The organism is Acidovorax sp. ST3 (assembly GCF_003231145.1).
Classification (GTDB): domain Bacteria; phylum Pseudomonadota; class Gammaproteobacteria; order Burkholderiales; family Burkholderiaceae_C; genus Acidovorax.
The window spans coordinates 329,469-344,224 of record NZ_QKVP01000005.1; the positions used below are offsets into that span (position 1 = coordinate 329,469).

The 14,756-nt window shown below is 64.7% G+C and carries 12 protein-coding genes and 1 tRNA gene; 9 read left to right on the forward strand and 4 right to left on the reverse strand.

Going from position 1 to position 14,756, the window contains the following annotated elements; all coding sequences use genetic code 11:
* Positions 1-16 precede the first annotated feature (16 nt).
* A complete protein-coding gene (locus DNK89_RS17715; RefSeq protein WP_110961167.1) occupies positions 17-1,054 on the reverse strand; it encodes a LacI family DNA-binding transcriptional regulator in 1,038 nt (345 codons plus the stop codon).
* Positions 1,055-1,273: 219 nt separating this feature from the next.
* Here DNK89_RS17715 and kdgD point away from each other — a divergent pair, with 219 nt between their 5' ends.
* The 3 genes from kdgD to gudD all read left to right on the forward strand — a co-directional run bounded on the left by kdgD (position 1,274) and on the right by gudD (position 4,662).
* Positions 1,274-2,185 carry a 5-dehydro-4-deoxyglucarate dehydratase gene (kdgD, locus tag DNK89_RS17720; RefSeq protein ID WP_110961168.1) on the forward strand — a complete coding sequence of 304 codons (912 nt, stop codon included), beginning with the start codon at positions 1,274-1,276 and terminating at the stop codon, positions 2,183-2,185.
* A gap of 85 nt (positions 2,186-2,270) precedes the next feature.
* Positions 2,271-3,260: a tripartite tricarboxylate transporter substrate binding protein gene (locus tag DNK89_RS17725; protein ID WP_056746655.1), complete on the forward strand. Its 990-nt coding sequence runs from the start codon at positions 2,271-2,273 to the stop codon at positions 3,258-3,260.
* 49 nt (positions 3,261-3,309) lie between these two features.
* A complete protein-coding gene (gene gudD / locus DNK89_RS17730; protein WP_110961169.1) occupies positions 3,310-4,662 on the forward strand; it encodes a glucarate dehydratase in 1,353 nt (450 codons plus the stop codon).
* A 61-nt stretch (positions 4,663-4,723) separates the two neighbouring features.
* Here the strand turns inward: gudD and DNK89_RS17735 are convergent, their stop codons facing one another.
* Positions 4,724-6,253 (reverse strand): sensor histidine kinase, encoded by a 1,530-nt coding sequence (locus DNK89_RS17735; RefSeq protein WP_056064216.1) that lies wholly within the window; start codon positions 6,251-6,253, stop codon positions 4,724-4,726.
* Between the two features lie 6 nt (positions 6,254-6,259).
* Positions 6,260-6,991, reverse strand: coding sequence for a two-component system response regulator OmpR (gene ompR / locus DNK89_RS17740; RefSeq protein ID WP_015014739.1), 732 nt, complete (start codon positions 6,989-6,991; stop codon positions 6,260-6,262).
* Positions 6,992-7,208: 217 nt separating this feature from the next.
* Between ompR and DNK89_RS17745 the strand changes: the two genes are divergently transcribed.
* A complete protein-coding gene (locus DNK89_RS17745) occupies positions 7,209-7,922 on the forward strand; it encodes an SIMPL domain-containing protein (RefSeq protein WP_110961170.1) in 714 nt (237 codons plus the stop codon).
* Between the two features lie 106 nt (positions 7,923-8,028).
* Here the strand turns inward: DNK89_RS17745 and DNK89_RS17750 are convergent, their stop codons facing one another.
* Complete coding sequence (locus DNK89_RS17750) at positions 8,029-8,811, reverse strand: 3-hydroxybutyrate dehydrogenase (RefSeq protein ID WP_056064213.1); 783 nt, start codon at positions 8,809-8,811, stop codon at positions 8,029-8,031.
* A gap of 117 nt (positions 8,812-8,928) precedes the next feature.
* Between DNK89_RS17750 and DNK89_RS17755 the strand changes: the two genes are divergently transcribed.
* The 5 genes from DNK89_RS17755 (at position 8,929) to rimO (ending at position 14,680) form a co-directional block, all read left to right on the forward strand.
* Positions 8,929-9,897, forward strand: coding sequence for an alpha/beta fold hydrolase (locus DNK89_RS17755; protein WP_110961330.1), 969 nt, complete (start codon positions 8,929-8,931; stop codon positions 9,895-9,897).
* Positions 9,894-12,107, forward strand: coding sequence for a bifunctional (p)ppGpp synthetase/guanosine-3',5'-bis(diphosphate) 3'-pyrophosphohydrolase (locus DNK89_RS17760; protein WP_015014735.1), 2,214 nt, complete (start codon positions 9,894-9,896; stop codon positions 12,105-12,107). Before DNK89_RS17755 ends, DNK89_RS17760 begins: the two co-directional genes overlap by 4 nt.
* Before the next feature lie 115 nt (positions 12,108-12,222).
* Positions 12,223-12,299: transfer RNA gene (locus DNK89_RS17765), tRNA-Val, on the forward strand.
* A gap of 279 nt (positions 12,300-12,578) precedes the next feature.
* Positions 12,579-13,139: a polyhydroxyalkanoate synthesis repressor PhaR gene (gene phaR / locus DNK89_RS17770; protein WP_015014734.1), complete on the forward strand. Its 561-nt coding sequence runs from the start codon at positions 12,579-12,581 to the stop codon at positions 13,137-13,139.
* 149 nt (positions 13,140-13,288) lie between these two features.
* Positions 13,289-14,680 (forward strand): 30S ribosomal protein S12 methylthiotransferase RimO, encoded by a 1,392-nt coding sequence (gene rimO / locus DNK89_RS17775; RefSeq protein WP_110961171.1) that lies wholly within the window; start codon positions 13,289-13,291, stop codon positions 14,678-14,680.
* Positions 14,681-14,756: the final 76 nt, after the last annotated feature.

Genomic DNA, 14,756 nt, shown 5'->3' on the forward strand with positions numbered 1-14,756 from the left:
ACGGGGCCTGCAGCGCTCAGCTGCTGCCGCGCTCCACGATGGAAAAGCCGATGTCCACCACGGGCTGGGCGACTGCTTTGCCTTCGGCCCGGTCGGCAATCCATCCGGCAGCCGTCTGCCCCATGCGCGTGCCGTCAATGCGCACCGTGGAAAGGGCCGGAGTGACCGTTTCGGCAAAGTCGATGTCGCCAAATCCCACCACCGCGAGTTGCTGTGGTACCAAGATGCCGCGTGCCCTGGCTTCGGTCAGCACGCCCAGGGCCAGCATGTCCGAGCTGCAGAACACGGCGTCGATATCGGGAACGTCGGCCAACAGGGCAGCCAGCCCGGCACGGCCATCTGCGTGGGTGGTGGGCGATTTACCCAGTCGAACGGCGGGCGGGCGCAGACCCAGGCGTGCAGCGGCGTCGGCAAAACCCTGAGCGCGCCGCGCGGCACGCTCATCACCACCGCTCAGCAGAGCCAGCCGTCGCCGTCCCCTGGCGAACAGGTGCTCGCACACGGCGGCGCCGAGCGCTTCATGGCGCAGGCCGACGAGCATGTCGATGGGGGTGTCGGTGAAGTCCCAGGTTTCAACCACCGGAATGCCCGAGGCCATCAGCAAGCGCCGTCCTTCGGGCGAATGCATGACCCCCGTGAGCACGATCCCATCGGGCCGCCGGCCTACGATGGCGCGCAGCAGCGCGTCTTCGCGGGAGCGTGCATAGCCCACCTGGCCCACCATGACCTGAAAGCCGCGCAGTTCCAGCGCATCGGTGAGGGCCTGCACCATTTCACCGAACAAGGGCCCTGTGAGCGTGGGCACCAGGGCCGTCACCACATGGCTTCGCGCCGAGCGCAAACCACCTGCTACCAGGTTGGGCACGTAGCCCAGGGCCGACACGGCCTCCTGAACCCGTGCTCTTGTCCGTTCAGACACCTGCTGCGGCGTGTTGATGGCGCGTGACACGGTAATCATCGACACGCCCGCCCGTTCGGCCACCTCGCGCAGCGTGACCGCCGAGCGGTCGCGACCGGAGGGCGGGGCGGGGCGGGCCGGATCAGGAGCGTGCATGGGGTGGAGTCTAAGCGCGCGTGACTTGGGGCTGACAACGCCCGCGCGCCTGTGTGACGGCACGTCTAAAAAATTCGAAGAAATAAGGGTTTTTACTGTGTTGTCTGATGATGTTAACGTTAACATTCTCGTAATTCGCAAGAATTTACAGTTATCGAGTCGAATTTTTGCGACTTGTATGACCTGTTGAGACGCCGCAACCAACGCCCGCTATTCACCATGACCCCTCAAGAACTCAAAACCATCATGGGCTCCGGCCTGCTCTCGTTCCCCATCACGGACTTCGACGAGCAAGGCAACTTCCGCCCCAAGACCTACATCGAGCGCCTGGAGTGGCTCTCCCCCTATGGCGCCAGCGCCCTGTTTGCCGCCGGTGGCACCGGCGAGTACTTCTCGCTCTCGGGCCCCGAATACAGCGAGGTCATCAAGACGGTCGTGGAGACCTGCCGGGGCAAGGTGCCGATCATTGCCGGCGCCGGTGGCCCCACCCGCACGGCCATTGCCCACGCGCAGGAGGCCGAGCGTTTGGGTGCCCACGGCATCCTGCTGCTGCCGCATTACCTGACCGAGGCGGGTCAGGAAGGCCTGATCGCCCATGTGGAGCAGGTCTGCAAGAGCGTGAAGTTCGGTGTGATCGTCTACAACCGTGATCGCACCAAGCTCACGGCCGAGTCCCTGGCCATCCTGGCCGAGCGTTGTCCGAACCTGGTGGGGTTCAAGGATGGTGTGGGCAACATCGAGACCATGTCGTCCATCTACATGAAGCTGGGGGACCGTTTCTCGTACCTGGGCGGCCTGCCCACGGCGGAGGTGTATGCGGCGGCCTACAAGGCGCTGGGCACGCCGGTGTATTCGTCGGCGGTGTTCAACTTCATCCCCAAGACGGCGATGGAGTTCTACCAGGCGGTGGCGGCGGACGACACGGCCACGCAGCACCGGCTGCTCAAGTCGTTCTTCATGCCGTACCTAGCCATCCGCAACCGGGTGGAGGGCTATGGGGTGTCGATCATCAAGGCGGGGGCACGCATCGTGGGCCATGACGGTGGGCCGGTGCGGGCGCCGCTGGTGGACCTCAAGCCCAGCGAGATGGAAGAGCTCAAGGCGCTGATTGACAAGTTGGGGCCGCAATGAGCGCGGCCTGTTGATTCCTTCCCCTCCCCATCCACACCCAAGGCCCCGCAGAGGGCCTGCCATCACTACTTTCGGAGACACCCTCATGTTCGTTGCCAAGAAACTGTTGCTTGTTGCTGCCGCTTGCGGCCTTGCCTTTGCCGCATCTGCGCAGACCGCCGCGCCAGCTGCTGCCACCTGGCCCGATAAACCCGTGACCATCGTCGTACCGTTCCCGGCCGGCGGTTCCACCGACATGGTGGCCCGCGCCATGGCCCTCCACATGGGCGACAAGTTGGGCCAGAACTTCGTGGTGGACAACCGCCCGGGTGCCACGGGCACACTGGGCGCGGGCATGGTCAAGCGCGCGCCAGCCGATGGCTACACGCTGCTGGTGTCGTCGCTGGGGGCCTTTGTCGTGGCGCCGCACTTGCTCAAGAGCGTGCCATACGACGCCCTCAAGGACTTTGACTACATCACCGTGCCGGTACAAGCGCCCAACGTGCTGGTCGCAGCCCCCGGACAGAAGGCGCGCACCGTGAAGGAGGTGATCGCCCAGCTCAAGGCCAACCCGGGCAAGGTGAGTTTTGCCAGCTCGGGCAACGGCTCGTCAGACCACCTTTCTGCCGAAGTGTTCTGGCAGCAGAGTGGCACCGAAGGCCTGCACATTCCCTACAAGGGTGGCGCACCCGCCATCAACGACCTGCTGGGCGGGCAGGTGGAGTTCTCGTTCCAGAACGTGAACGCCGTGTTGCAGCATATCCGTGCGGGCAAGCTGCACGCCATCGCTGTGACGGGCGACAAGCGCAGCCCTGTGCTGCCGGATGTACCCACGCTGGCCGAAGCGGGCGTGGCCGGTGCTGAGGTGTACTCCTGGCAGGGCATGGCCGCACCCAAGGGCCTGCCGCCTGCACTCAAGAAGAAGCTCGCTGACGCCGCCATCGCAGCCATCAACGACCCTGCCGTGAAAAAGCGCATGCTGGACCAGGGCCTGGAGATTGTCGGCAGCACGCCCGAAGCCTTCACCGCCTACCAAGCGCGCGAATTCGCCCGTTGGAAGACCGTGATCGAGACCCGAAAAATCACCGCTGATTGAGCCCTGCCACGAGGCGCCGGGCGCGCCTCATCCTCGTTTTCTGACCACCATGACCAACTCTTCCAATCCATTTGCCACCAGCACCCCCGTTATCACCGAGCTGCGCGTGGTGCCTGTGGCGGGCCACGACAGCATGCTCATGAACCTGAGCGGCGCGCACGGTCCATTCTTCACGCGCAACCTGCTCATCCTGCGTGACAGCGCGGGCAACACAGGCGTGGGCGAAGTACCCGGCGGCGAGAAGATCCGCCAGACCATCGAAGATGCGCGACCGCTCATCGTGGGCCAGCCCGTGGGTCACCACAACGCCGTGCTCAATGCCATGCGCGCCCAGTTTGCCGACCGCGATGCGGGCGGGCGCGGCCTGCAGACCTTTGACCTTCGCACCACCATCCATGCCGTGACGGCGGTGGAGTCGGCCTTTCTCGATCTGCTGGGCCAGCACCTGGGCGTGCCCGTGGCCGCGCTGCTGGGCGACGGCGTGCAGCGCACATCGGTGCAAATGCTGGGCTACCTGTTCTATGTGGGCGACCGTGCAAAGACCGATCTGGCCTACCGCACCGAGCCCGGCGCCGACAACGACTGGTTCCGCCTGCGCAACGAAAAGGCCATGACGGCTGACGGCATCGTGCGCCTGGCCGAGGCCGCTTACCAGCGTTATGGCTTTGCTGACTTCAAGCTCAAGGGCGGCGTGCTGCGTGGCGAGGAAGAGGTCGAGGCCATCCGCGCGCTGCACGAGCGCTTCCCTGAAGCGCGCGTGACGCTGGACCCCAATGGCGGCTGGCTGTTGAAAGACGCCATCCGCCTCACGCGCGACCTGCACGGTGTGATGGCTTATGCCGAAGACCCCTGCGGCGCAGAAGGCGTGTTCTCGGGCCGCGAGGTGATGGCCGAGTTCCGCCGCGCCACCGGCCTGCCCACCGCCACCAACATGGTGGCCACCGACTGGCGCGAAATGGCGCACAGCCTGGCGCTGCAGTCGGTGGATATTCCGCTGGCAGACCCGCATTTCTGGACCATGGCCGGATCAGTGCGTGTGGCGCAGATGTGCCAGGCCTTCGGCCTGACCTGGGGCTCGCACTCCAACAACCATTTCGATGTTTCTCTGGCCATGTTCACCCACGTGGGCGCCGCTGCCCCGGGCCGCGTGACCGCGATCGACACGCACTGGATCTGGCAGGACGGCGAGCGCCTGACGAAGCAGCCGTTCCAGATCAGGAATGGTTTCATTGACCTGCCCGAGAAGCCCGGTCTCGGGGTAGAGCTGGACATGGACGAGGTTGAGCGCGCCCACCGCCTGTACCTGCAGCACGGCCTGGGCGCACGCGACGACGCGATTGCGATGCAGTACCTGATCCCCGGCTGGAAGTTCAACAACAAGTCACCTTGCATGGTGCGCTGAGGCGGTTCAAAAACACAAAGCCCTCCAGTGGAGGGCTTTGTGTTGGTGGCAGGGCAGGGGATCAGGCCATCCGGTCTTCCGCCCGTCGCCGGGGCAGCTGGCGCTTGACGGATGGGCGCTGCAGGCGCTGCTTGGGGTCCACGCCCTCGGGCAAGCTGGTGGCGCGCTGCAGTTGCAGGTGGGCCACCAGGCCGCCGGTGCTGGAGTTGGCCAGCGCAAAAATGCCGCCCATGCGCTGCACCGTCTTGTCCACAATCGACAGCCCCAGGCCTGCACCTGCCGCTGCCGTGCGCGCCGAGTCGCCCCGGAAGAACGGCTTGGTGAGGTTGGACAGCTGCTCAGGCGGCACGCCAGCGCCGTGGTCGCGCAACTTGATCAGCACCCAGTTTTCGCGGCTCTTGGCGGCGATGTCCACGTTGGTGATGCCCGTGTCCTCGTTCTTGCCGTAGCGCCGGGCGTTTTCCAGCAGGTTGGAGATCACACGGGCCAATTCCACCTCGTCTGCCAGCACGTTCAGGTCCTCAGGCACCGCCATGGTGATCTGCAGCTCGCGGTGGTCCTGCACCGCGTACACACACGACGACACCACCGCATGCAGGTTCACCGGGGTCAGCGTGACGTGGTCGGGCCGTGCGTAGTCCAGAAACTTGTCGATGGTGGCGTCTAGCTGCACGATGTCGGCCACCATGTGCTCGCGGGCCACTTCGTCGGTCACGCTCATCTCGGTTTCCAGCCGCAGGCGCGCCAGCGGCGTGCGCAGGTCGTGTGAAATGCCTGCCAGCATCACGGCGCGGTCCTGTTCCAACTTGGCCAGCTTTTGGGCCATGCGGTTGAAGCCGATGTTCACCTCGCGGATTTCGCTGGTCACCACTTCTTCGTCGAGGTGGCTGGCGGCAAAGTCTCCGTCTTTGACGCGGTTGGCCGCATAGGACAGCTGCTTGAGCGGGCGGTTGATCAGCCGCGCAATGGCCGCGGCACCGGCCAGCGACAGCGCGGCGGCCGTGATCAGCCAGATCAGCCAGGTGCGTCCCCCTGCCGGGCTGAAGCGCGAGCGGTCCATCAGCAGCCAGTTGGGGTCGCCGTTGATGTTGAAGCCGACCCACAGGCCGTTTTCCCCGTTCACGCTTTGCGCCACGATGGTGTCCGGGCCCAGGCGCATGGTCAGCTCGTCGGTCAGGCGGTTGCCCAGGGCCGTCGGATCGAGCAGTGCGTACTTGTCCTTGGGCTCGCGCGGCAGGATGCGCACCCCCTCCTGGTCGGCCATGGTCTTGATCAGCGATACGCGCGCGATGGCGTCAGAGTGCACCAGCGCGGCGCGGCTCAGGTTGACCAGCGATGCAATCTGCTGTGCGGTCTGCAGCGTGCGCGGTTCAAACTCCAGCGCGCGCAGGGTTTGCAGCCACGCCAGGATGCTGCCCACCAGCAGCAGGGCCAGCAGAAAAAACGTGCGCCAGAAAAGGTTCAGACCGACGCGCGCACGCTGTTCCCGCGCCCGCCGAATGGCCTCCAGCGGGGCAGGGCTGGTGGCGTCGGAGGGGGCGGTGACAGACTTGCGGGACGAAGATCTTGGCTTGCCCTCAGTGTTGGCCATGAACTATCAGCTCGTTCCGTCCGGCACAAACACGTAGCCCACGCCCCATACGGTCTGGATGTAGCGGGGCGCTGCGGCGTCCACTTCCACCAGCTTGCGCAGGCGAGAGACCTGCACGTCCAGGCTGCGGTCGAAGGGTTCGAACTCGCGGCCGCGGGCCAGCAGAGCCAGCTTTTCGCGCGACAGAGGCTGGCGCGGGTGGCGCACCAGGGCCTTGAGCATGGCGAACTCGCCGGTGGTCAGCGGCAGTTCTTCGCCATTGCGCTGCAGTGCGCGCGTGCCCAGATCGAAGGTGAAGGGACCAAAGGTGACGACTTCGTTGTCGCCCGAGGGGGCGCCCGGGGCTTCCTGGGCGGGGCGGCGGCGCAGCACGGCGTGGATTCGGGCGAGCAACTCGCGCGGGTTGAAAGGCTTGCCCAGGTAATCGTCGGCGCCCACTTCCAGACCCACGATGCGGTCCACGTCCTCGCCTTTGGCAGTGAGCATGATGATGGGGGTGCGGTCGTTGGCGGCACGCAGGCGGCGGCAGATCGACAAACCGTCTTCGCCGGGCATCATCAGGTCCAGCACGATGATGTCCACCGTCTCGCGCAGCAGCAGGCGGTTGAGGGCCTTGCCGTCTTCGGCAACCATGACTTCAAAACCCTCTTGGGTGAGGTAGCGGCGCAGCAGGTCGCGGATGCGGGCGTCGTCGTCCACTACCAGAACTTTGTCGGTGCGATTGGGTGTTGTGGCCATGTTGATCTCAAGTCCAATTTGTAACAGAGCCAATTCTGACCAGTTGGAACGCCGAAGTTCGGGTTTGGAGGCCGGGTTTGACCAACTGTTACAAGTTTTGCCCAGCTTCGCACCTCGTGCGACATGGCTTTGTCAAGGGCGTAGCGCACTGCGGTTAAGGTGGTGCCCCGCACCCCTGGCAACTGGGGCGTGCACCAATGACAAGGACCGAGTGATTATGAAAAACACTACCAAATTGATAGCTGCCAGTGCATTGATCGCCTGCGCAAGCGCCGCTTTTGCCCAAAATACACCGGCCCCTGAGCTGCGCAATGTGGTGCAGCTGTCGGCCACGGGCACGGTGGAGGTGCAGCAAGACCTGCTGGTGCTCAACCTTGCCACCAGCAAAGAGGCCGCCGACGCCGCTACCGTGCAAACCCAACTCAAGCAGGCGCTGGATGCTGCACTGACCGAGGCCAAGCGCAATGCGCAGCCCGGTCAGCTGGACGTGCGCACCGGTCCGTTCGGGCTGATCCCGCGCTACGGCAAGGACGGCAAGATCAACGGCTGGCAGGGGCGGGCCGAACTGGTGCTGGAGGGGCGTGACTTTGCACGCATCACGGCCACTGCCGGCAAGATCCAGACCCTGGCGATCAGCCAGGTGGCGTTTGGGCTGTCGCGCGAAGCCCGCGCCAAGGTGGAATCCGAGGCACAGACCCAGGCCATCGAGCAGTTCAAGGCCCGGGCCGCCGAGCTGGCCAAGGGCTTTGGATTTGCCAACTACAGCCTGCGCGAAGTGGCCGTGAACAGCAACGAAATGTCGCCCGGCCCCCGGCCCCGCATGATGGCCGCCGAGGCCAAGGTGGCGTCGTTCTCGGACTCTGCCGTGCCGGTCGAAGCGGGCAAGGCCCAGGTCACGGTGAACGTGTCGGGCTCAGTGCAGATGCGCTGAGGGCACTCGGGCCGCTGATTTGCCCTGTTTGAGGTGAAATGGCTGCAAGCGCTAGTGAAATAAGCGCTGTCAGCTATCAAAAGCAGAGCGATTGCTCGGCACCGGCTTACTGAGCAGCCCAGCCGCCGTCCATGTTCCACGCCACGCCACGCACGTTGTTGGCAGCGGGGGAGCAGAAGAACACGGCCAGCTCGCCCAGCTCCTCGGGCGTGGTGAACTGCATCGAAGGCTCCTTCTCGCCCAGCAGCAGCTTCTTGGCTTCTTCATTGGAGATGCCGTGTTCGGCGGCCTTGGCGTCCACCTGCTTTTGCACCAGTGGCGTCAGCACCCAGCCTGGGCAGATGGCGTTGCAGGTCACGCCGGTGGTGGCGTTTTCCAGCGCAGTGACCTTGGTCAGGCCCACGATGCCGTGCTTGGCGGCCACATAGGCGGACTTCTGGGCCGATCCCACCAGGCCGTGCACCGACGCCACATTGATGATGCGGCCCCAGTTGGCGCTCTTCATCGCGGGCAGGGCCAGGCGCGAGGTGTGGAAGGCACTGGTCAGGTTGATGGCGATGATGGAGTCCCAGCGTTCGACGGGAAAGTTCTCCACATTGGCTACGTGCTGGATGCCTGCGTTGTTGATCAGGATGTCCACGCGGCCAAACTGGCTGGCGCTGTACTTCATCATGTCTTCGATGTCGGCCACACGGCTCATGTCGGCGCCGTGGTAAGCCACCTGGGCGCCCGCAGCCTCGCCGGCCGCCAGCACCTCGGCACGGGGGCCATCCACATCGCCAAAGCCGTTGAGCACGATGTTGGCACCCTGGCGCGCCAGGGCCTTGGCGATGCCAAGACCAATGCCGCTGGTGGAGCCGGTGACGAGGGCAGTTTTGCCTTTCAGCATGGGAGTCTCTCCGAATGAATTACGATGCGACGACAAGAAAAAGTCGGCACTCAGGGGCAAGCGATGGGTGCCAACGACCACAGCATTATCGAGCGCTGCCCCCCGGATTTCGCACCCATGATTGAACCTACGCTGAACTACGTACTGTGCCCAGGCCCCGCGGCCTCGCCGGAGACTCCAGACCGCGCACCCGCTCCCGCACAGCAGCACCGCATGGCGTATTGGGAGTGGAACGCCACCGGCAACCCGGCGCACCCGCACGTCATCGTCTGCGTGCACGGCCTGTCGCGCCAGGGGCGCGATTTTGATACCTTGGCCCGCGTGCTGAGCCAGCATGCACGGGTGATCTGCCCCGACGTGGTGGGCCGGGGACGCAGTGACTGGCTGGCCGACCCCATGGGCTACCAGATTCCCCAATACGCGGCGGACATGCTGGCATTGCTGGCGCAGTTGCACCAGCAAGCCCCCATCACCACGCTGGACTGGGTGGGCACGAGCATGGGCGGGCTCATCGGCATGGGCATCACCGGCCAGCCCGCTCTGCCCTTGCCGGTGCCTGTGCGCCGGCTGGTGCTGAACGATGTGGGGCCTGTCATCCAGTGGCAGGCGCTGCAGCGCATCGGACAGTATCTGGGGCAGCCCGCGCGGTTTGCATCGCTGCAGCAGGCGGCCGATGCAATGTGGGCCATCTCCACCAGCTTTGGCCCCCACACGCCCGCCCAGTGGCTGGATCTGTCGCGCGCCATGGTGCGCGAGCTGCCGCAGTCCGCCGGAGGCGGCCTCGCGCTGCACTATGACCCGGCGATTGCCGTGCCGTTCAAGACGTTGACGCAGGAGGCTGCGGCGGCGGGCGAGGCGGCGCTGTGGCAGCTGTATGACCACATCACGGCCCAGACGTTGCTGTTGCGCGGTGCGCAGTCCGACCTGCTCTCGCGCGATACGGCGCAGGCCATGGCGCAGCGCGGGCCCCATGCCCGTGTGGTGGAGTTTGAAGGCGTGGGCCACGCGCCCACGCTGGTGGCTGCTGACCAAGTCGCCGCAGTCGCGGAGTTCCTGCTGGCGGCAGAAGGTACTGTGGCCGGATGAAAACCAACCCTCCTGCGCCAGCGTCTCTCACCCCCCAGACCGACGCTGTCCCTCAGCTCATCGCCGCCACGGCGCACACCCTGCCAGAGCAGGTGAACGCACTGGCGCGTGCGCGCGCGTTTGCCGAACCGTTGATGGCGGGCGAAACGCTCGACTCCGGCGAGAACACGCTGGCCCACGCCGATGCGGTGGCCGCGATCCTCAAGGGCATTGGCGGCTCCGAAGCCATGCAGGCGGCCAGCTATCTGGTGCATGCCTGCATCCACCTGAACAAACCCGAAGAAGTCATCGCCAAGGCGTTTGGCGCCAACTTTGCCGCGTTGGCGGTGGAGACCACCAAGCTGATGCGCGTGCAGCAACAGGCCCGCGCGGCCGCGCCGCTGGACGACCCGGCCGTGCAGACAGAGAACGTGCGCAAGATGCTGCTGGCGTTCTCGCGCGACCTGCGTGTGGTGATGCTGCGGCTGGCCTCGCGCTTGCAAACGCTGCGCTTTCACGCGGCCAGCAAGCGCCCTGTGTCGCCCAGTCTGGCGCGCGAGTCGCTGCAGGTGTTTGCGCCGCTGGCCAACCGGCTGGGCATCTGGCAGGTGAAGTGGGAGTTGGAGGACCTGTCCTTCCGCTTTCTGGAGCCCGACACCTACAAGGAGGTGGCCCGCCTGCTCGACGAAAAGCGCGGCGAGCGTGAGGTCTACATGGAGCAGCTGCGCGCGCGGCTCGAATCCGATTTGCGCGCCCGCAGCATCAGCGCCACGGTCGCGGGCCGGCCCAAGCACATCTACAGCATCGTCAAGAAGATGCGTGGCAAGTCGCTCAACTTCGACCAGGTGTTCGACATCCGCGCGCTGCGCGTGGTGGTGCCCACAGTGAAGGACTGCTACGCCGCTCTGAGCTGGGTGCACGAGCAGTTCAAGCCCATCGTCGAGGAGTTTGACGACTACATCGCCAAGCCCAAGCCCAACGGCTACCAGTCACTGCACACCATCGTGCGGGACGACAACGGCAAGCCGATCGAGATCCAGATCCGCACCCAGGCCATGCACGAACACGCCGAGCATGGCGTGGCAGCGCACTGGGCCTACAAGGAGGCCGGTGCCAAAGGCTATGCGGGGGTGTCCGCGACGGGTGAGTACGACGCCAAGATCGCCGTGCTGCGCCAGCTGCTGGCGTGGGAGCGGGACTTGGCGGGCGCGTTGCCCAACCGGGGCCTGTTCGAGGACCGCATCTACGTGCTGACCCCCGATGCGGCCGTGGTGGAGCTGCCTCAGGGCGCCACCCCGGTGGACTTTGCCTACTCGGTGCACACCAGCCTGGGCCACCGTTGCCGGGGGGCCAAGGTCGATGGCGTGATGGTGCCGCTCAACACGCCGCTGCAGAACGGGCAGACGGTGGAAATCTCCACCGTCAAGGAAGGGCGCCCCTCGCGCGACTGGCTCAATGCTGAGCTGGGCTATCTCACCAGCAACCGCGCCAAGGCCAAGGTGCGCGCCTGGTTCAACGCCCAGGCCACGCACGAGACCATTGCCCGGGGGCGTGAGGCGGTCGAGAAGCTGCTGCAGCGCGAGGGCAAAACTGCCGTCAAGCTCGATGACCTGGCGGTGCAGCTGGGCTTCAAGTCGGCCGATGCACTGTTTGAAGTGGTGGGCAAGGACGAGTTTTCGCTGCGCAACATCGAAACGGTGCTGCGCCCGCCCGAGCCCGTGCTGCAGCCCGACGACTACCTGCTGCTCAAGAAAACCCGCACCAACGATTCGGCCCCCAAGGGCGGTGTGCTGGTGGTGGGCATCGACTCGTTGATGACGCAACTGGCCAAGTGCTGCAAGCCCGCGCCGCCAGACACCATCCGCGGCTTTGTCACGCGCGGCAAGGGGGTGAGCGTGCACCGTGCCGACTGCAGCAACTTCCGTGAGATGGCGGCACGCAATGCCGAACGCGTGATCGATGTGGAGTGGGGAGCGCCCAAGCCTTCGGCATCGACCGCGGTGTACCCGGTGGACGTGGCGGTGGAAGCCGCCGACCGCCAGGGCCTGTTGCGCGATATCTCGGAAGTGTTTGCGCGCGAAAAAACCAATGTGATCGGCGTGCAGACCCAGTCCGTCAAAGGCACGGCCTGGATGACTTTCACGGTGGAAGTGTCGGACTCGGGCCGCCTGAACAAGGTGCTGGGCATTGTGGCGGGGGTGCAGGGCGTCCGTTCTGCCCGCCGGCGTTGATGTGATGCGCTCGCGGGCTTGCCTGTGAGCCCGCTCCCCGCGCATTGTGTGATTTGTAGCGCGTCGAGCCCGAAAGGCTGTTTTTTATGGCTATAATCGTGGTCTTGATAACGACAGGCGCGTAGCTCAGCTGGTTAGAGCACCACCTTGACATGGTGGGGGTCGTTGGTTCGAGTCCAATCGCGCCTACCAAGTTTTCTCTGAAAGAAACCAGCTTTCAGTCTTAAAAAACTTGGAGTAGCACCGCAGCCGGTGTTCACGCAGCAAGCCACCGCAAGGTGGCTTTTTCGTTTCTGCTCCTAGCTTCTTGCGCCCTGGGCTTTTGTGGGGGCACGGAGCGCAAAAGGCTGCACGTCATACGGTGCCTTGCGCATCAGTCGCCCACGCGACACATTGGTGCCCGACATCATCAGGGTATTCCTTTGCCGCGGCCGCGCAGCAGTCTCCCTAGAATGTGCTGCACTGCAATACATGGGTTTTGAGCCCGAGGAGTTCGTTGTGTCCGAACCGAAAAGCGCTGCGTCCAAATCGACCCAGCGTGTCATCAAGAAGTACCCCAATCGCCGTCTGTACGACACAGACACCTCCACCTACATCACGCTGGCCGAGGTCCGCCAGCTGGTGATGGACCACCAGAACGTGGTGGTGCGCGACGCCAAGACGGGCGAAGACCTCACGCGCAGCATCCTGCTGCAGATCATTCTGGAAGAAGAGGCGGGCGGCGCCCCGATGTTCACCGAGGCGGTGTTGGCCAACATCATCCGCTTCTATGGCCATGCCATGCAGGGGTTCATGGGCGCGTATCTGGAGAAGAATGTCCAGGCCTTTACCGATGTGCAGGCCAAGCTGGCCGAACAGTCGCAAAGCGTGACGCCCGAAATGTGGTCGCAATTCATGAGTCTGCAGTCGCCCATGCTCAAAGGCATGATGGGCAACTATGTCGAGCAATCGCAGACCATGCTGGCCCAGATGCAGGAGCAGATGCAAAAGCAGACGGAGCAGATGCTGGGAGCATTTGGCATCAAGCGCTGACCCTCTGAGCCGCCGACCCGCAGGGGCAATCTTTCCGGGGTCGCCGCCGCGATTTCACGGGTGCCCCGCCCACGCTCCGACGGTGGCCAGCAGGGAACTGAATGGATCACCTTACCGGCCTTGCGCGGGAACTGGGACAATACGGGGCTATGAGCGAAGCAATTGCCCCCACCAAAACACCCAAAGTCGGATTCGTCAGCCTGGGCTGCCCCAAGGCTTTGACTGATTCCGAACTGATCCTCACGCAATTGAGCGCCGAGGGTTACGAAACTTCCAAGACTTTCCAGGGCGCGGACCTGGTCATCGTCAACACCTGCGGCTTCATTGACGATGCCGTGAAAGAAAGCCTGGACACCATTGGTGAAGCCCTGGCCGAGAACGGCAAGGTCATCGTGACGGGCTGCCTGGGCGCCCGCACCGGTGACGATGGCGGCAACATGGTGCGGCAGATGCACCCCAGCGTGTTGGCCGTGACGGGCCCGCATGCGACGCAAGAAGTGATGGACGCCGTCCACCTGAACCTGCCCAAGCCGCACGATCCGTTTGTGGATTTGGTGCCGGGCGGCTTTGGTGTGGCGGGCATCAAGCTCACGCCCAAGCACTACGCCTACCTCAAGATCAGCGAGGGCTGCAATCACCGCTGCACCTTCTGCATCATTCCCTCCATGCGCGGCGACCTGGTATCGCGCCCCATTGGCGATGTGCTCAGCGAGGCCAAGGCCTTGTTCGAGGGCGGCGTGAAGGAGCTGCTGGTCATCAGCCAGGACACCTCGGCCTATGGCGTGGATGTGAAGTACCGCACCGGCTTCTGGGACGGCAAGCCCGTCAAGACCCGCATGCTGGAGCTGGTGCAGACGCTGGGCGAGATTGCTGAGCCCTACGGCGCCTGGGTGCGCCTGCACTATGTGTACCCGTACCCTAGCGTGGACGAAGTGATCCCGCTCATGGCTACGGGCAAGGTGCTGCCGTACCTGGATGTGCCCTTTCAGCACAGCCACCCGGACGTGCTCAAGCGCATGAAGCGCCCCGCCAGCGGCGAGCGCAACCTGGAGCGCATCCAGCGCTGGCGCGAGGCCTGCCCCGAACTGGTCATCCGCAGCACCTTCATTGCGGGTTTTCCGGGCGAGACCGAGGAAGAGTTCCAGCACCTGCTGGACTTTGTGCGTGAGGCGCAGATCGACCGTGCCGGCTGCTTTGCCTACAGCGACGTGAACGGCGCCGCTGCCAATGAGCTGCCGGGTATGCTGCCCATGGAAGTGCGCGAAGAGCGCCGCGCCCGCTTCATGGCGGTGGCTGAAGAAGTCTCGATTGCCAAGCTGCAGCGCCGCGTTGGCGCGACCATGCAGGTGCTGGTGGACCATGCGCCTGCCATGGGCAAGAAGGGTGGCCGAGGTCGCAGCTACGCCGATGCGCCCGAGATCGATGGCGTGGTCCACCTGCTGCCGCCCGAAAAGATCAGCAAGCAGCTCAAGGTGGGCGAGTTCACCAAGGCGCGCGTCGTGGGCACGCAAGGGCACGACTTGGTCGCCGTGCCGGTGTGACGGTGCTGTAGGGGCTGAATGCTACTTTTTTGATAGCTTGAGGCGCTTGTACGTCAGGCGCCTGGATCCAAAAATG